Below are 15,522 nucleotides of genomic sequence, written 5' to 3' on the forward strand. Positions count from 1 at the left end.
ACTAAACAAACACCGTAGGAAGATTCCGACGCAGACGGACAGCAGTTGTCGCGTTCAGGCAACTGCGCAGGCGTATGCCGCGAGCTTCTGCTGGATGAAGTCAAGGAAGCACTGGATACGCAGCGCCAGCTGGGTGTTGCGGTAGTAGACCGCGTGGATCGGCTGGCGATAGCCGTTGTGGTGCTCGGCCAGCACCACCTGCAAGCGGCCGCTGCGAATATCGTCGTGGGTCATGAAGTGCGACAGGCTGACGATGCCTTCGCCAGCGATGGCCAGCTGGCGCAGGGTCTCGCCACTGGACGCGAGCAGCTGCGGGCGGATCGGCCAGCGGTCACCCTGGGCGTGGCGCAGCGGCCACTGGTTGAGCGATTCAGGGGCACTGAAACCGAGCAGGCAGTGTTCGTTGAGGTCCTCGACCTGGCGTGGGGTACCGTGACGGGCCAGATAGCCGGGGCTGGCGAGCACCTGCACCGGGCTGCAGCCCAACGCACGGGCATGCAGGCTGGAGTCGGCCAGCTCGCCGATGCGGATCGCCACATCGGTGCGCTGCTCCAGCAGGTCGATGATCAGATCGTCGGTGTTCAATTCCAGTTCGATGCCGGGGTACTGCTGGCGGAACTCGCCGATCCACGGCAGGATCGCGTGCAGCATGAACGGCCCGGCGGCGTTGATCCGCAGGCGCCCCGACGGGGTCTGGCGGTGCAGCGACAGGCGCTCTTCCATGTCGTCCATCTGCTCGAGAATCAACCGCGAGCGCTCGAGGAAGAACCGCCCTTCTTCGGTCAGGTCCATGCGTCGGGTGGTGCGGTTGACCAGCGTGGTGCCGAGCTTTCCCTCCAGGCGCGACAGCGTGCGACTGACGGCCGACGGGGTCTGGCCCATCAGCTCGGCGGCGGCGGAGATCGAGCCGCAATCGATGACGGCGACGAATACCTGGAGTTCTTCGGAGCGGGTTTTCACGCGGGGCGGCCTTGGTGTGGGAGTGCGGTGATTGATAGCTGTTGGCGGCAGCCCATGCAAGTCGAGACCGCATCGCGGGGCAAGCCCACTCCCACAACGTCAGCGCCAATACGTGGGAGCGGGCTTGCCCCGCGATTCAAACGAGCCTTAATGAGCGCTACCAAACACCTGGTCGAGATGCTGCTCATACGCTGCCAGCACCGCCGGCACATCCGGGCGCTTCATCACATCCACCGCCAGGAAGGTCGGCAAGCCGCTCATGCCGAGGAACTGGTTGGCCTTGTGGAACGGGAAGTACACCGCATCCACACCCTTGCCCTCGAAGAAGTCCGACGGGTCGTCGAATGCCTGCTGGGGTGCATTCCAGGTCAGCGACAGCATGTATTGCTTGCCCTGGACCAGCCCGCCGCTGCCGTACTTCTGCGAGGCATCGGAGCGGGTGCGGCCGTCGTTGGCGTACAGGCTGCCGTGGCCGGCGGTGAACACCTCGTCGAGGTACTTCTTCACCGTCCATGGCGCGCCCATCCACCAGCCGGGCATCTGGTAGATCACCACATCGGCCCAGAGGAATTTCTCGACCTCTTCCTGGATGTCGTAGCCGCCATCGATGAAGGTCTGCTTCACATCGAAACCGGCGCGGTCCAGATGGGCCAGGGCGGCGTCGTGCAGGGTCTGGTTCAGGCGGCCGTCGGAATGGGCGAACTGTTTGCCACCATTGATCAGGAGAATCTTTTTCATGCTGTGCCTCGAAGGTCTTGGGCGGTCCGAGGCGCTGTGCCTGCCGACCGATTCAATTGGATGGCGGCAGATTAGGCAGTCACGGGGGCGGGAAAAAGGCCAGCCTTGGCAAAATACATTTGCCTGTAAATCACGAATTGTTGACCAATTATTGCCTTAGAATTTGCTCACTTTTCATCCATTGGGGCACCACCATGAACCAGCAAGTCGCCTTCATCCTCCAAGCCAAGACCCGCCCGGAAATGGCCGAAGCGTTCGAACAACTGTTCCGTCCCTTCGTCGAGCCCAGCCGCCAGGAGCCAGGGTGCATCGAGTACCACATGCTGCGCGACAAGGCAGACCCAAGCCTGTTCGTGTTCTTCGAGGTGTGGGCAAGCCAGGCGGCACTGGACGTTCACTCGGCACTGCCGCACATGGCTGAATTTTTCGCCAAGCGCATGGAGTACCTGGAACGCGACTTCGACTTCCAGATGATCGAGATGCTCAGCGCGTCTTCCGCTAACCGTTGATCAACAGGTGCCCACCGAGCAGCGCCAGCCCGATGAACAAGCAGCGCTTGAACAGCGCTGCACTGATGCGGCTGCGTAGCCACTGCCCGGCGAGCATGCCCAGCAGTGCCGGGGCGAGCACCACCAATGACGCGCCCAGCGCCTGGCCGCCCAGTGCACCCTGCCCGGCCAGGCCGATGGCCAGCGCCAGGGTCGAGACGGTGAACGCAAGGCCAAGGGCCTGGACCAGCTCGTCACGGTTCAGGCCAAGGCTTTGCAGATAGGGCACGGCAGGCATCACGAACACGCCAGTGGCGGCAGTGACTGCCCCCGTGATCAGGCCACACAGCGGGCCAAGCCAGCGTTCGTTACCCGGTGCCACGCGCAGCTCGGGCCCGATCAGGCCGTAGAGCGCATACACCAGCAATGCCCCTCCCAATGCATGGGCGGCCCACGGGCCACTGTCGATTCCCACCCAGGTGCTGCCCAGCAAGGTGCCGACGAAGATCATCAGCAACATGCCGCCCAGACGCCGCGACAGCGCCAGCAAATGCCCACCTGCGGCGAGCTGCCATAGGTTGGTCAGCGTCGAGGGTACGATCAGCAGCGCCGCAGCCTGTGCCGGGGGTAGAGCCAGACCAAGCAGCCCCATGGCGACGGTCGGCAGCCCCAGGCCGATGACGCCCTTGACCGCCCCGGCCACCAGGAAGGTCAATACCACCAGCAATGTCAGTGCCGGGCCGATGCCTTGATAGAACGCGAGGTAGGTATTCATGACGCCATCCTGGCGTAACGAGGCGGGCCTGAAAATTCGCCATATACTCAGCCAGACTCTTGCCAGGACAGAGGCTGATGCATTTCGACCTGACCGACCTCGCGCTGTTCCAGCACACCCTGGAGCACGGCAACATCACCGCCGGCGCCCGCCACAGCCACTTGTCGCTACCGGCGGCCAGCGCGCGCATCCGCGCCATGGAGGCTTCGCTGGGGATCCCGTTGCTCGAACGCAACCGCCGTGGCGTACAGCCCACACCGGCTGGCCAGGCGCTGCTGCTGCATGCGCGGCTGATCGCCCAGCAGGTCGAGCGTTTGCAATACGACCTGGCGCAATACGCCCAAGGCCAGCAGGGGCAAGTGCGCCTGCTGTGCAACACTGCCGCGCTCACCGAGTATTTGCCCGAGTTGCTGGCGCGCTACCTGGTCGAACACCCTGGGGTGAGTGTCGATGTGCAGGAACAACCAAGCCTGCGTATCGTCCAGGCCATCACCCGAGGCATGGCGGATCTTGGGGTCGTGTCGACCGCGGCACCCAGCGAGCACCTGCAAACCCGGCCGTTTCGCGATGATCCGCTGGTGCTGGTGATGCCGCAGGGGCATGCGCTGGCTGAAGCCGCCGAGCCCGACTTTATGCACAGCCTTGCTTATGGGCATGTGGGTTTGGGCCCGAACAGCGCGCTGGCGTTGCACCTTGAAGAACAGGCGTTGCGACTGGGGCGAAGGATGCAGGTGCGGGTACGCGCCGAGGGTTTCGATGGGGTGCTGCGCATGGTCGCTGGCGGGGCTGGCGTGGGGGTGGTGCCACTGGCCTCGGTGCGGCGTTGGGAGGGGGTGTTGCCATTGCACTGGGTGGCGCTGCGGGAGGATTGGGCGAATCGGCAACTCTTGGTCTGCGCCCGGGATTTCGCCGCGCTGCCGGGGTATGCGGGGGCGTTGGTCGAGCATTTGCTGACGAGCTGAACATCGCGCGGGCTGCTCTCACGGAATAAATCGCAAGTCTCTGATTCGACGAGGTCGCTGTGGGAGCGGCTTTAGCCGCGAACACCGGCAGAGCCGCTGCCATCCACCGCGTCGTCTGCTTCGCGGCTAAAGCCGCTCCCACCCAAAACCTTGCACGGCACCGTGTAGGAGCGGCCTTGTGTCGCGAAAGGGCTGCATCGCAGCCCCGGCAATTTTGAATGCCACAGAGAAACCTGGGGCCGCGTTGCGGCCCTTTCGCGACACAAGGCCGCTCCTACAGAAGCCTGCGCAAGACAGTTGCCCTCACCCTGACCGCGCCATGCTCAAGATTTGCGCTGTACCTGTGGGAGCCGCGGTTGCCGGCGAAGAGGCCGGTACAAACAACGCAAATGCCACCTGTCAGTAGGCGACTGCCAGCTCACGCAGCGCGGCCGTGGCCAGGAAACCGGAGCGCGAGGCGTAACGGTGGTCGCGTTTCACCTTCTCGTCGATCCGCTGCAGCAGGTTTTCCGGTAGCGTGGCGTTGAAACGTACTGCCTTGCCCAGGTACGGGGTGACATCGAAGTCCACCACTGCCCATACACCGCCCGCGTAATCGGGGTTGGCCACATGCACATCCACCTCTTCGGCCTGGGGCAGCGCCTCGCCGTCAGCCACCAGCCCCTCGAAATGCAGGGCCAGGGCTTCCTGCACATTCTCCAGCGCCTGTGACACCGTGGCGCCAGCAGAGAAACAGCCAGGCACATCGGGCACGATCACGCCGTAGTCCGAGTCCTCATCCTTGTGCAGCACAACGGGAAATTTCATCGTCTGTCTCCATTGATCCTGTAGGTCGCCAAGCGCTCCATCCAGCACAACCGGCCTCATTTCAGACCCGCCTGTTTCAGAATGCTGTGCACAGTGCCCCTGGGCAGCTCGCTCTTGGGGTGGGGTACCGTAACCCGCCCTCGTTTGCACGGATGCCTGAATTGATGATGGCTTCCTTTCACTTCGACCTCATACCAGCCGTCAGCCTCGATTAGCTGGATCACGTCCCTGCTGCGCATGCATCCGTCCTTTGGCAGGTGATGTGTAGCGTACACATCAATATGGGTTTGAACAAAACCAAATACACACCATGCACACAGAAGCCGACAAGCGGCACATTTCCCGATTTGGGTGGCTCTGTTCCGGTCCACGAATAGGCGCTTTCAGCTTGCCGTCGTCCTGACGGATTCTTCACAATCGTCGCCATGCCGCACCACGACAGGGAGTTCCACGTGCCATCGATCTACCAGCTCAAACCCCGCTTCCAGGCGCTGCTGCGCCCGTCCGTGCAGCGCCTGTATGACCGCGGCGTCACCGCCAACCAGGTCACCGTCAGTGCCGCCGTGGTGTCCGTGCTGATCGGCCTTTTGTTGGCCTGGCTGCCGCATGTGGCCAGGTTGTTCATCCTGGTGCCGGTGTGGATGTTGCTGCGCATGGCACTGAATGCGGTCGACGGCATGCTCGCCCGGGAATTCGGCCAGCAATCGAAGCTCGGCGCCTACCTCAACGAACTGTGCGACGTGATCGCCGACGCCGCGCTGTACCTGCCCTTCGCCTTGCTGGCCGGCGTGTCACCCACGCTGGTGGTGCTGGTGGTGCTATTCGCCGTCATCAGCGAATACGCCGGGGTGATGGGCCCGCTGGCCGGGGCGTCGCGACGCTACGACGGGCCGATGGGCAAGAGCGACCGGGCCTTCGCCTTCGGTGTGCTGGGCACCGGGGTGGCGACCGGGCTGCTCAATGCCACCTGGATCAATGGCCTGTTGCTGGTCATCCTGCTGCTCTCGCTCTATACCCTGTACAACCGGGTTCGCCAGGGCCTGGCCGAAACCCGCTGAGCCTCCCGCTGCCGGACAAGGATATTCGCCATGCGCCAAGCGCAATCGCTGCATTTCTCTACCCATGACGGCGTCGAGCTGCACTATCGCCACTGGCCCGCCACGCGTAACGAACACCAGCCGCGCCGCGCCGTGGTGATGTTCCACCGTGGCCACGAGCATGGTGGGCGCCTGGCGCACCTGGCCGACGAACTGGACCTGCCCGGCTACGACTTCTTCGCCTGGGACGCCCGCGGCCACGGCCAGTCGCCCGGCGCGCGCGGCGACAGCCCGAGCTTCGCCACCAGCGTGCGCGACGTGCAGACCTTCATCGAGCATATCCAGGCGCAGCACGGTATCGCCGAGCCCGACATGGTGGTGCTGGCGCAGAGTGTCGGCGCAGTGCTGATCGCCACCTGGGCCCACGACTACGCGCCCAAGGTACGCTGTCTGGTGCTCGCCTCGCCGGCGTTCAAGGTCAAGCTCTACGTACCGTTCGCCCGCCCCGGCCTGAGGCTGATGAAAGCCCTGCGCGGCAACTTCTTCGTCAACAGCTACGTCAAGCCGCGCCTGTTGACCCACGACCCGGAGCGAGTGTTGTCCTACGTGGCCGACCCGCTGATCAGCCGGCCGATCTCGGTGACCATGCTGTTGGGCCTGTACGACGCCGCCGATCGTGTGGTGGCCGATGCCCAGGCGATCCAGCTGCCGACGCAATTGCTGGTGTCGGGTTCGGACTTCGTGGTCGAGCGCGCCCCCCAGGAGCGCTTCTTCGAGCGCCTGGGCAGCACACGCAAAGAGATGCACACCCTGCCTGGGTTCTTCCACGACACCCTCGGCGAGCGCGACCGCGCCCACGCCCTGGCGCGGATCAAGCGCTTCGTCGAGCATTGCTTCGACGCCCCCGTGCCCGCACCGTCGCTGCTGGATGCCGACAAGACTGGCGCCAGCTGCGCCGAAGCCGAGAGCCTGGCCGCGCCTCTGCCGCGCAACTCAGCCCGCGATCTTTACTGGCGCGCCAATCGCGCTGGCCTACAGCTGGGCAAAAGCCTCAGTGCCGGCGTGAAGCTAGGTTTCGACACCGGTTTCGATTCCGGCTCGACCCTGGACTACGTGTACCGCAACCAGCCCACCGGCAAGGGCCGGCTGGGCGAGATGATCGACCAGAACTACCTCAATGCCATCGGCTGGCGCGGCATCCGCCAGCGCAAGCTGAACGTCGAGGAACTGCTGCGCCTGGCCATCGCTCAGCTGCGCGAACAACAGCGCCCAGTGCGTATCGTCGATATCGCTGCCGGCCACGGCCGCTACATCCTCGAAGCACTGCAGTGTCTTGAGCATCTGCCCGACTCGATCCTGCTGCGCGACTACAGCGAGCTGAACGTGCAGCAGGGCAACGCACTGATCACTGAAAAAGGCCTGGGTGACATCGCCCGCTTCGTCCAGGGCGACGCCTTCGACCGCCAGAGCCTGGCCAGCCTCGACCCGCGCCCGACCCTCGCCGTGGTCTCGGGCCTGTACGAGCTGTTCCCCAGCAACGAGGCGGTGGGGAACTCGCTGGCGGGGTTGGCCGATGCCGTCGAGGAAGGCGGCTACCTGGTGTATACCGGCCAGCCCTGGCACCCGCAGCTGGAGATGATCGCCCGCGCACTGACCAGCCACCGGGGCGGCCAGGCCTGGGTGATGCGCCGGCGCAGCCAGGCGGAGATGGACCAGTTGGTGGCGGCGGCAGGTTTTCGCAAGATCACCCAGCGCATCGATGAATGGGGCATCTTCAGTGTCAGCCTGGCCCAGCGGGTGCGCTGATGGCCCGTGAAAGGGGGCTGATCCGCCGTGGCGTGTTGTGGCTGTTGCTGCTCGGGCCTTTGTTTTTCCTGAGCTATGGCCTGACCAACAGCTACACCGCGGGCCGCGACGATATCGGCAGCCTGGTGTTCGGCTGGGAACGGCACATGCCGCTGTGGCCATGGACGATCATCCCGTACTGGTCGATCGACCTGTTGTACGGGTTGTCGTTCCTGCTGCCCCTGACACGGCGGGAGATGGATCGGCATGCCCTGGCCCTGCTCACCGCGCAGTTGATCAGCATCAGTTGCTTCCTGCTCTGGCCGCTGCGCTTCACCTTCGAACGGCCTGAGCTGTCCGGGCTGTTCGGCTGGTTGTTCGATGTACTCATGGGCTTCGACAAACCCTACAACCAGGCACCGTCACTGCATATCGCGCTGTTGGTAATCATCTGGGCGATGTTTGCCCGGCATGCGCAGCAGCGCTTCTGGCGTTGGCTGGTGCATGGCTGGATGGGGCTGATCGGGGTGTCGGTGCTGACCACCTGGCAGCATCACTTCATCGACCTGCCGACCGGCGCACTGGCCGGGTTCGTCTGCCTGTGGCTGTGGCCGCAGCAAGGCCCGCTGCCCTGGCAACATGCCCAGCTGGCAAGCGACCCCAAGCGTTGGCGCCTGGCGTTGCGCTACGGGCTCGGCGCGATGCTGCTGGCCGTGCTGGCCGTCAAGCTGGAGCACGTCGGCTTGTGGCTGCTGTGGCCGGCTGTGTCGCTGCTGCTGGTGGCGCTGAACTATGGCGTGCTCGGCGCGGGCGGTTTCCAGAAAGGCGCGGATGGCCGACTGTCGATTGCCTCGAGCGTGTTGCTGGCGCCCTATCTGCTGGCTGCGTGGGCCAATTCACGGTTGTGGACAAGGCAGCATCCGCAGGCGGATGAAGTGTGCGAGGGGATTTACCTGGGCCGGATGCCAGGACGGGGTGAGGCGGCTTCGTTCAGAGCGGTTGTCGACCTGTGTGCAGAGTTGCCCTGCACCGCCATCGCCGGCAAGCCGGCTCTTGTGGGAGCCGGCTTGCCGGCGATGGCGGCCGCGCAGGCGCCAGCGTACTACCAGCACTTCCCCACCCTGGACCTGATCGCCCCGGACAGCCACCTGTTGCAGCAAGCCGCCGCCACCATCGAACACCTGCGCCAACATGGCCCGGTGCTGGTCTGCTGCGCCCTGGGCTATTCGCGCAGCGCCAGCGCGGTCGCCGCCTGGCTGATCATCAGCGGCCGTTGCAGCGACGCCAGCCAGGCCGAAATGCTGATCCGCAAGAGCCGCCCCGGGGTAGTGCTGCACCCGGCCCATCATCGGGTGCTGCGGCAACTGGAGGCCCTGTCATGAACCTGCTCGTGATCGCCTGCCTGCTTGCCCGTGGCCGCCAGCTGGAGCGCCTGTCGGACGGCATCACACTGTTGGCGCTGGCCTGCAGCCTGGCGCCACTGTTCGGCGTGGCGCTGGCTGCGCTCGCCCACGCCTTGTGCCTGATGCTGATCATCATTGGCTTGGCGCACAAGTACTGGGGCGTGCGCGTCGCCCTGGATGCCGAGCTGTTCGCACGCCTGGCTGCCAGCAGTGACCTGGCTGCCGACACCCAGGCACTGGACCGCGCCTTGTTCGCACTGCATCTCAAACCGACCGCCAGCGACCACCGCGACTGGCCAGCCCGCAGCCAGGCCGCCTTGACCCTGCTGCGCCGTCAGGCCCTGTGCCTGGCCGTGCAGGTGCTGCTGGCCCTCACTCTGCCCTTCACCGGATGAACCCGATGCTCGCCAGCCTGACCGCCTTCGTCATCACTTCCGCCGCCCGCCTGATCACCGGTGCCCGCGCCCTGTGGCTGGGTTGCACGCCAAAGCCGGTGCAACGCCTGTACTTCGCCAACCACAGCAGCCACGGCGACTTCGTGCTGCTGTGGGCGGCCCTGCCCGAGCCCCTGCGTCGGCATACCCGACCGGTGGCGGGGGCCGACTACTGGTGCAAGCCGGGCATCCGCGATTTCCTCATCCGCCAGGTGTTCAACGGCGTGCTGATCGATCGCCAGGCCACGGCAACCGAGGGCAACCCGCTGCAACCGGTGCTCGATGCGTTCGCCCAGGGCGATTCGCTGATCTTCTTCCCGGAAGGCACGCGCAACCTCGGTGACGAACCGCTGCTGCCGTTCAAGAGCGGCCTGTTCCACCTGGCCATGGCCAACCCGCAGGTCGAACTGGTGCCGGTGTGGATCGCCAACCTCAACCGGGTAATGCCCAAGGGCCGTGCCCTGCCGCTGCCACTGCTGTGCACCCTGAGCTTCGGCGAGCCACTGCACCTGCAGGCGGACGAGGGTAAGCACGCGTTTCTCGAGCGGGCCCGCCAGGCCCTGCTGAACCTGGCCCCGAAGGAAGCCTGAGATGGATCACAACACCCTTTCACTGTTCGCCGGCATCGGCGCCCTGCTGCTGCTCGCCAGCGTCATCGGCCGCCTGCTCAAGTGGCGCGCCGGCCCCGCCCCGCACGCGGTGATCGACAACCTCAACGCGCGCATCAACGCCTGGTGGGTGATGGTGCTGGTGATCGGCATCGCCTTCCTGTTCGGCAAGTACGGGGTGATCGTGCTGTTCTACGGCGTGTCGTTCTACGCCCTGCGCGAATTCATGACCCTCACCCCGACCCGGCGCAGCGACTACCCGGCGCTGGTGGCGGCGTTCTACGTGGCGCTGCCGGTGCAGTACCTGCTGATCGCCATGGACTGGTACGGGCTGTTCAGCATCTTCATCCCGGTGTACCTGTTCCTGCTGCTGCCGATCCTGGCCAGCTTCGGCGGCGACACCACGCGCTTTCTGGAACGGGCCTCGAAAGTGCAGTGGGGGCTGATGATCGCGGTGTACTGCGTGTCGTCGGTACCGGCGCTGATGACCCTGGACATCCCCGGCTTCGAGGGCCGCAACCTGCTGCTGATCGCCTGGCTGATCCTGGTGGTGCAGATCAGCGACGTGTTGCAGTACGTGTGCGGCAAGCTGTTCGGCAAGCGCAAGGTGGCGCCCAACCTGTCGCCGTCGAAAACCGTCGAAGGCCTGGCCGGCGGCGTGGCCCTGGCCACGCTGGTCGGTGCCATGCTGTGCTGGATCACCCCGTTCACCTTCTGGCAGGCGGCGCTGATGGCGCTGACCGTCAATGCCATGGGCTTCTTCGGCGGGCTGGTGATGTCGGCGATCAAGCGCGACCGTGGGGTGAAGGACTGGGGGCACATGATCGAAGGCCATGGCGGCATGCTCGACCGCATGGATTCGGTGTGCTTCGCGGCGCCGGTGTTCTTCCACTTCGTGCGCTACTGGTGGGCCTGAGTAGATGCTGATACCCACCGACTACATCGTCCACGAGAGCGAACACTGGATCCTCAACCATCACCTGACGTCGCAGCTGCCCGGTTACCTCATGCTGGGATCGCGAGCGCCGGTCAACAGCCTGGCCGACCTGCCTGACCAGGCGCTGGCCGAAATGGGCCTGCTGATGGGCAAGTTGCAGCGGGCCATGGAACAAGCACTGTCGCCAAAGTGGCTGTATATCGGGCGCTTCGGGCACGTACCAGGCTGCCCCCTGCACTTTCACTTCATTCCGGTCTATGACTGGGTCGAGCAACTGTTCTGGCGGGATGAACGCTATCGTGCGCTGCAGCAGTTCGGGTCTATGGAGCACGCGCTGTCGAGGACCGATGGCGCGGAACTGACCCTGTTCGTCTGGCGGGAGTTCGGGGAAGGCCCGACATCGCACGATGTACCGGGTAGCGCCATACCCGACGCGATCACCACGTTGCGTCATCGACTCCAGGCCCAATGGCCGGCTACGCCCCCCACCGGTAACGCATAGCATGATCACCCCTCAACTGCGTGAAGCCCAACAACGGCTGGCCCGACACCTCGGTGATCAGTTGCTGGCCATTCACCTCTATGGTTCGGCGGTGGCGGGTGGCCTGAAACCCGGGAGCGACCTCGATTTGCTGGTGACCGTGGCCCAACCGCTTGAAGACGCGCGACGCCAGGCGCTCATGCGCGCATTGCTGGACGTCTCGGCGCCGCCCGCCAGCGACCCTGACGTACGCGCACTTGAAGTGACCGTGCTGGTTCGCACCGACATTCACCCCTGGCGGTATCCGGCCCGACGCGAGTTGCAATTCGGTGAGTGGCTGCGCGAATCGTTGCTGGCGGGCGACGTCGAGCCGGCCATGACCGATCCCGACCTGGCCATCCTGCTGACCAAGGCGCGCCAGCACAGCCTCACCCTGCTGGGTCCACCGGCCGCCGAATGGTTCGCCCCGGTCCCACCCGCTGACCTGGAGCGGGCCTTGCGCGACACCCTCGCCCAGTGGAATACGCCTGAAGACTGGCAGGGTGACGAGCTCACCGTAGTGCTGGCCCTTGCGCGCATCTGGTACAGCCTGGCGACTGGCGAGATCGCGGCCAAGCATGTGGCCGCCGAATGGTTGCTGCCACGCTTGCCGCCGATTCATCGCCCCCTGCTAGCCGATGCCCGCGCCGCCTACCTGGGCGATACGCGACAGCACCTGGCAGACTGGCCAGAGCGGGTGAATGCTTTTGTCCTTTACTGCAAGGCGCATATCCCGGCATAGCGCGCGCAGACAGCTGGACGTCGAGCACAGGCAACTGGCCGACGGCGCCTGGCCCTATGGTGAGGCGTCCATCACCTTTTGCCTGGAGCCACCTCATGTCCGATTTCATCACCGTCCTGCGTGAAACCTGCCCGACCCCGGTGGTCGACGCGACCAAGTGGAAACGCATCGGCGGCGACCCGCACACCGTCAACCTCAACGCCTACCTGTCCGCCGACGGCAGCAAAATCATGGGCACCTGGATCTGCACCCCGGGCAAGTTCGAGGTCAACTACGAGAAGTGGGAGTTCTGCCACTTCCTCGATGGCTACTGCATCGTCACCCCCGAAGGTGAAGAGCCCAAGCACCTGAAGGCGGGGGATGTGTTCGTGATCGAGCCGGGGATGAAAGGCACCTGGGAAGTGGTGGAGACGGTGCGCAAGTATTTCGTGTTTGCCTGATCGTTCGGTAACGCGGCAAGTTCTGTGAAAACACCTGTCTTGCACAGTTTTCTGTAGGAGCGGCCTTGTGCCGCGAAAGGGCTGCGAAGCAGCCCCGGCGATTAATGTGGTAACGCAAAAACTTGGGGCCGCTTTGCGGCCCTTTCGCGGCACAAGGCCGCTCCTACAAAAAGCTCATGCACGTCATCGGATAATTCGGCGCCAACAGACCAGGCTGTAGCTGGACGGTCGGGCAAAAAAAATCGCGAATCGCATGCCCCTCCCCCAAGGTGCGCAGTTACAAGGGGGAAGGCCATACGGTCCGCGATGAAGTCCCTCTCGCCCGTCAATCCTGCTTGCGATACCCCTCGACGATCGCCGAGAAATCCTTGCCGCCGTCACCGCGCAGGCTCATGGCCTGGTACAGCTGCTGGGCCACGGCACCCAGGATCACCGGCTGGTGCGCCTGGCGTGCGGCCTCGGTGGCCAGGCCCAGGTCCTTGAGCATCAGCTCGGCGCCGAAGCCGCCGGTGTAGCCACGTGAGGCCGGGGCGGTCTCGATGATGCCCGGCCACGGGTTGTAGGTGTCCGAGCTCCAGCAACGCCCGGTGGAGCTGTTGATGATCCCCGCCAGCACCTTGGTGTCGATGCCCAGCGCGTTGCCCAGGGCCATCGCCTCGGACACGCCGATCATCGAGATGCCCAGCAGCAGGTTGTTGCAGATCTTGGCGATCTGCCCGGTACCCACCTCACCGCAGTGCACGATGTTGCGGCCCATCTGCTCCAGCACCGGCTTGAGGGTGGCGAACAGCTCGCTGCTGGCACCGACCATGAAGGTCAGGGTGCCGGCCGCCGCGCCGCCGGTGCCGCCGGACACCGGCGCATCCCCCATGTCGATGCCCTTGGCCGCTGCGGCCTTGGAGACGTCACGGGCGGTCTGCGGGTCGATGGTGCTGCAGTCCACGGTCGGGGTGCCGGGGCGGATGCCGGCCAGCACGCCAGTCTCTTCGTCCAGATAAACGCTGCGCACATGGGCGGCGGCCGGCAGCATGGTGATCACCAGCTCGCTGTTGGCGGCGGCGTCCTTGGGCGAGGCGCTGACCTGCCCGCCCAGTTCGGCGAGTTCCGCCAGCACGGTCTGGTTCAGGTCGAACAGGTTCAATTGATGCCCGGCCTTGATCAGGTTGCGGGCCATGGGCGCGCCCATGTTGCCCAGGCCGATGAATGCGATACGCATGGCGGACTCCTTAGCGCAGGCTGATGGTGGTGTTCACGCCGTCATTGACGCTGTCATCGTCGAACCAGCGGGCGGTGACGGTCTTGGTCTGAGTGTAGAACTGCACCACCTGCTTGCCGTACGGGCCGAGGTCGCCGAGCTTGGAGCCACGCGAGCCGGTGAAGCTGAAGAACGGTACCGGTACCGGGATCGGGATGTTGATGCCGACCTGGCCGATGTCGATCTCGCTCTGGAACTTGCGCGCCGCCGCGCCGCTCTGGGTGAACAGGCCGGTGCCGTTGCCGAACGGGTTGGCGTTGACCAGGGCGATGGCCTCGTCGAGGGTGTCCACCTCCAGCGTGACCAGCACTGGGCCGAAGATTTCCTGGGTGTAGACCTGCATGTCGGTCTTCACCCCGGAGAACAGGGTCGGGCCGACGAAGTTGCCTTGCTCGTAGCCCGGCACCGTCACGTCACGACCGTCCAGCTCCAGCTTGGCGCCTTCCTTGATGCCGCTTTCGATCAGGCCCAGCACGCGCTCCTTGGCACGCTTGGACACCACCGGGCCAACATCGGTACCCGGCTCGTTGCCGGCGTTGACCTTGAGCTTGCTGGCCGCGTCCTTGATATCCGGCAGCCACTCGCGGGCCTTGCCCACCAGCACCGCCACCGAGGTGGCCATGCAGCGCTGGCCGGCCGCACCGAACGCGGCACCGACCAGGGCGTTGATGGTCTGGGTGCGGTTGGCGTCGGGCAGCACCACGGCGTGGTTCTTCGCGCCCATCATCGACTGCACGCGCTTGCCGTGCTGGCTGCCCAGGTTGTAGACGTGGGTGCCCACTTCGGTGGAACCGACGAACGAGATCGCCTTGATGTCCGGGTGGGTGCAGATGCCATCGACCACCTGCTTGCCGCCGTGCACCACGTTGAGCACACCGGCCGGGATCCCGGCTTCCAGCGCCAGCTCCACCAGCATCATGGTCGACAGCGGGTCCTGCTCGGACGGCTTGAGCACGAAGGTGTTGCCGCAGACGATGGCCATCGGGAACATCCACAGCGGAATCATCGCCGGGAAGTTGAACGGGGTGATGCCGGCGCACACGCCGATTGGCTGACGCAGGGTGTAGGTATCGACACCGCCGGCGACGTTCTCGGCGAACTCGCCCATCTGCAGGGTGCCGATGGAGGCGGCGTGCTCGACCACTTCCAGGCCGCGGAAGATATCGCCCTCGGCGTCGGCAATGGTCTTGCCCTGCTCGGCGCTGAGGGTCACCGCGATGCGCTTGCTGTGTTCACGGATCAGCGCCTGCAACTTGAGCATGATGCGCATACGCGCGCCGATCGGGGTGTCGCGCCAGGTCTTGAAGGCGCGCTCGGCGGCGGCCACGGCGGCGTTCACTTCGTCTGCGGTGGCGAACGGCACACGCGCCAACACTTGCTGGGTGGCCGGGTTGACGATGTCGCGCCACTCGGTGGTCTTGGACTCGACCCACTGGCCATCGATCAGCAGCTTGACCTGCTCGACCTTGGTCGGGTTGGGGGTGTGGGGTGCGTTCATCTGCGCTCTCCTTGGAATTATTGTCGGAACGAGATCGCCTACGCCGGGGTGAACACGGGGTGGCGTGTAGGGGCTGAGATCGAGTATAGATGTGCAAACATCCAACAAGAATGCACAAAAAAACCGGATCATC

18 protein-coding genes are annotated in these 15,522 nt (G+C 65.0%); 11 read left to right on the plus strand and 7 right to left on the minus strand.

What is annotated here, in order from left to right; genetic code table 11:
- Positions 1–54 precede the first annotated feature (54 nt).
- On the minus strand, positions 55–960 hold the full coding sequence (locus IX761_RS13165; RefSeq protein WP_194790018.1) for a LysR family transcriptional regulator: 906 nt from the start codon (positions 958–960) through the stop codon (positions 55–57).
- 147 nt (positions 961–1,107) lie between these two features.
- A complete protein-coding gene (locus IX761_RS13170) occupies positions 1,108–1,698 on the minus strand; it encodes an NAD(P)H-dependent oxidoreductase (protein ID WP_194790019.1) in 591 nt (196 codons plus the stop codon).
- Positions 1,699–1,892: 194 nt separating this feature from the next.
- Here IX761_RS13170 and IX761_RS13175 point away from each other — a divergent pair, with 194 nt between their 5' ends.
- Positions 1,893–2,207 carry a putative quinol monooxygenase gene (locus IX761_RS13175; protein WP_194790020.1) on the plus strand — a complete coding sequence of 105 codons (315 nt, stop codon included), beginning with the start codon at positions 1,893–1,895 and terminating at the stop codon, positions 2,205–2,207.
- Here the strand turns inward: IX761_RS13175 and IX761_RS13180 are convergent.
- The gene (locus IX761_RS13180) at positions 2,197–2,961 is read right to left on the minus strand and encodes a sulfite exporter TauE/SafE family protein (protein ID WP_194790021.1); all 765 of its coding nucleotides are present in this window, start codon (positions 2,959–2,961) and stop codon (positions 2,197–2,199) included. The genes IX761_RS13175 and IX761_RS13180 overlap by 11 nt on opposite strands.
- A gap of 77 nt (positions 2,962–3,038) precedes the next feature.
- On the opposite strand from IX761_RS13180, the gene IX761_RS13185 reads away from it, so the two are divergent.
- Entirely contained in the window at positions 3,039–3,923 is an 885-nt protein-coding gene (locus tag IX761_RS13185) for a LysR family transcriptional regulator (protein WP_194790022.1), read from the plus strand.
- A 399-nt stretch (positions 3,924–4,322) separates the two neighbouring features.
- On the opposite strand, the gene IX761_RS13190 is transcribed toward IX761_RS13185, so the two are convergent.
- Both IX761_RS13190 and IX761_RS13195 read right to left on the minus strand, forming a co-directional pair.
- Positions 4,323–4,730 carry a type II toxin-antitoxin system HicB family antitoxin gene (locus IX761_RS13190; RefSeq protein WP_194790023.1) on the minus strand — a complete coding sequence of 136 codons (408 nt, stop codon included), beginning with the start codon at positions 4,728–4,730 and terminating at the stop codon, positions 4,323–4,325.
- 56 nt (positions 4,731–4,786) lie between these two features.
- Complete coding sequence (locus tag IX761_RS13195; protein ID WP_194790024.1) at positions 4,787–4,969, minus strand: type II toxin-antitoxin system HicA family toxin; 183 nt, start codon at positions 4,967–4,969, stop codon at positions 4,787–4,789.
- A 213-nt stretch (positions 4,970–5,182) separates the two neighbouring features.
- On the opposite strand from IX761_RS13195, the gene IX761_RS13200 reads away from it, so the two are divergent.
- The 9 genes from IX761_RS13200 (at position 5,183) to IX761_RS13240 (ending at position 12,636) form a co-directional block, all read left to right on the plus strand.
- Positions 5,183–5,788 (plus strand): CDP-alcohol phosphatidyltransferase family protein, encoded by a 606-nt coding sequence (locus IX761_RS13200; protein ID WP_194790025.1) that lies wholly within the window; start codon positions 5,183–5,185, stop codon positions 5,786–5,788.
- 30 nt (positions 5,789–5,818) lie between these two features.
- Complete coding sequence (locus tag IX761_RS13205; protein WP_194790026.1) at positions 5,819–7,573, plus strand: bifunctional alpha/beta hydrolase/class I SAM-dependent methyltransferase; 1,755 nt, start codon at positions 5,819–5,821, stop codon at positions 7,571–7,573.
- Positions 7,573–8,934 carry a phosphatase PAP2/dual specificity phosphatase family protein gene (locus IX761_RS13210; protein ID WP_194790027.1) on the plus strand — a complete coding sequence of 454 codons (1,362 nt, stop codon included), beginning with the start codon at positions 7,573–7,575 and terminating at the stop codon, positions 8,932–8,934. The genes IX761_RS13205 and IX761_RS13210 overlap by 1 nt, the downstream gene beginning before the upstream one ends.
- Entirely contained in the window at positions 8,931–9,350 is a 420-nt protein-coding gene (locus IX761_RS13215) for a hypothetical protein (protein WP_194790028.1), read from the plus strand. Before IX761_RS13210 ends, IX761_RS13215 begins: the two co-directional genes overlap by 4 nt.
- Positions 9,351–9,355: 5 nt before the next feature.
- Positions 9,356–9,979 carry a lysophospholipid acyltransferase family protein gene (locus tag IX761_RS13220; protein WP_194790029.1) on the plus strand — a complete coding sequence of 208 codons (624 nt, stop codon included), beginning with the start codon at positions 9,356–9,358 and terminating at the stop codon, positions 9,977–9,979.
- A gap of 1 nt (position 9,980) precedes the next feature.
- Positions 9,981–10,913 carry a phosphatidate cytidylyltransferase gene (locus IX761_RS13225; protein ID WP_194790030.1) on the plus strand — a complete coding sequence of 311 codons (933 nt, stop codon included), beginning with the start codon at positions 9,981–9,983 and terminating at the stop codon, positions 10,911–10,913.
- Between the two features lie 4 nt (positions 10,914–10,917).
- Positions 10,918–11,436 carry an HIT family protein gene (locus IX761_RS13230; protein WP_194790031.1) on the plus strand — a complete coding sequence of 173 codons (519 nt, stop codon included), beginning with the start codon at positions 10,918–10,920 and terminating at the stop codon, positions 11,434–11,436.
- Between the two features lies 1 nt (position 11,437).
- Positions 11,438–12,196: an aminoglycoside adenylyltransferase family protein gene (locus IX761_RS13235; protein WP_194790032.1), complete on the plus strand. Its 759-nt coding sequence runs from the start codon at positions 11,438–11,440 to the stop codon at positions 12,194–12,196.
- 95 nt (positions 12,197–12,291) lie between these two features.
- Positions 12,292–12,636, plus strand: a complete 345-nt coding sequence (locus IX761_RS13240) for a cupin domain-containing protein (RefSeq protein WP_125465629.1) — start codon at positions 12,292–12,294, stop codon at positions 12,634–12,636.
- Between the two features lie 325 nt (positions 12,637–12,961).
- On the opposite strand, the gene mmsB is transcribed toward IX761_RS13240, so the two are convergent.
- Both mmsB and IX761_RS13250 read right to left on the minus strand, forming a co-directional pair.
- Complete coding sequence (mmsB, locus tag IX761_RS13245; RefSeq protein WP_194790033.1) at positions 12,962–13,852, minus strand: 3-hydroxyisobutyrate dehydrogenase; 891 nt, start codon at positions 13,850–13,852, stop codon at positions 12,962–12,964.
- A 10-nt stretch (positions 13,853–13,862) separates the two neighbouring features.
- Positions 13,863–15,389 carry a CoA-acylating methylmalonate-semialdehyde dehydrogenase gene (locus IX761_RS13250; RefSeq protein WP_194790034.1) on the minus strand — a complete coding sequence of 509 codons (1,527 nt, stop codon included), beginning with the start codon at positions 15,387–15,389 and terminating at the stop codon, positions 13,863–13,865.
- Positions 15,390–15,522: the final 133 nt, after the last annotated feature.

It is taken from the genome of Pseudomonas sp. UFMG81, assembly GCF_015354575.1.
GTDB lineage: Bacteria > Pseudomonadota > Gammaproteobacteria > Pseudomonadales > Pseudomonadaceae > Aquipseudomonas.

What these genes read in the sequence shown, in the direction of transcription:
- IX761_RS13230 (WP_194790031.1), top strand. Translation starts at nt 10,918, where the DNA reads ATGCTGATACCCACCGACTACATCGTCCACGAGAGCGAACACTGGATC.
- IX761_RS13185 (WP_194790022.1), top strand. Translation starts at nt 3,039, where the DNA reads ATGCATTTCGACCTGACCGACCTCGCGCTGTTCCAGCACACCCTGGAG.
- IX761_RS13240 (WP_125465629.1), top strand. Translation starts at nt 12,292, where the DNA reads ATGTCCGATTTCATCACCGTCCTGCGTGAAACCTGCCCGACCCCGGTG.
- IX761_RS13250 (WP_194790034.1), bottom strand. Translation starts at nt 15,389, where the DNA reads ATGAACGCACCCCACACCCCCAACCCGACCAAGGTCGAGCAGGTCAAG.
- IX761_RS13225 (WP_194790030.1), top strand. Translation starts at nt 9,981, where the DNA reads ATGGATCACAACACCCTTTCACTGTTCGCCGGCATCGGCGCCCTGCTG.
- IX761_RS13215 (WP_194790028.1), top strand. Translation starts at nt 8,931, where the DNA reads ATGAACCTGCTCGTGATCGCCTGCCTGCTTGCCCGTGGCCGCCAGCTG.
- IX761_RS13175 (WP_194790020.1), top strand. Translation starts at nt 1,893, where the DNA reads ATGAACCAGCAAGTCGCCTTCATCCTCCAAGCCAAGACCCGCCCGGAA.
- IX761_RS13205 (WP_194790026.1), top strand. Translation starts at nt 5,819, where the DNA reads ATGCGCCAAGCGCAATCGCTGCATTTCTCTACCCATGACGGCGTCGAG.
- IX761_RS13220 (WP_194790029.1), top strand. Translation starts at nt 9,356, where the DNA reads ATGCTCGCCAGCCTGACCGCCTTCGTCATCACTTCCGCCGCCCGCCTG.
- IX761_RS13210 (WP_194790027.1), top strand. Translation starts at nt 7,573, where the DNA reads ATGGCCCGTGAAAGGGGGCTGATCCGCCGTGGCGTGTTGTGGCTGTTG.
- IX761_RS13195 (WP_194790024.1), bottom strand. Translation starts at nt 4,969, where the DNA reads ATGCGCAGCAGGGACGTGATCCAGCTAATCGAGGCTGACGGCTGGTAT.
- IX761_RS13170 (WP_194790019.1), bottom strand. Translation starts at nt 1,698, where the DNA reads ATGAAAAAGATTCTCCTGATCAATGGTGGCAAACAGTTCGCCCATTCC.
- IX761_RS13180 (WP_194790021.1), bottom strand. Translation starts at nt 2,961, where the DNA reads ATGAATACCTACCTCGCGTTCTATCAAGGCATCGGCCCGGCACTGACA.
- mmsB (WP_194790033.1), bottom strand. Translation starts at nt 13,852, where the DNA reads ATGCGTATCGCATTCATCGGCCTGGGCAACATGGGCGCGCCCATGGCC.
- IX761_RS13190 (WP_194790023.1), bottom strand. Translation starts at nt 4,730, where the DNA reads ATGAAATTTCCCGTTGTGCTGCACAAGGATGAGGACTCGGACTACGGC.
- IX761_RS13235 (WP_194790032.1), top strand. Translation starts at nt 11,438, where the DNA reads ATGATCACCCCTCAACTGCGTGAAGCCCAACAACGGCTGGCCCGACAC.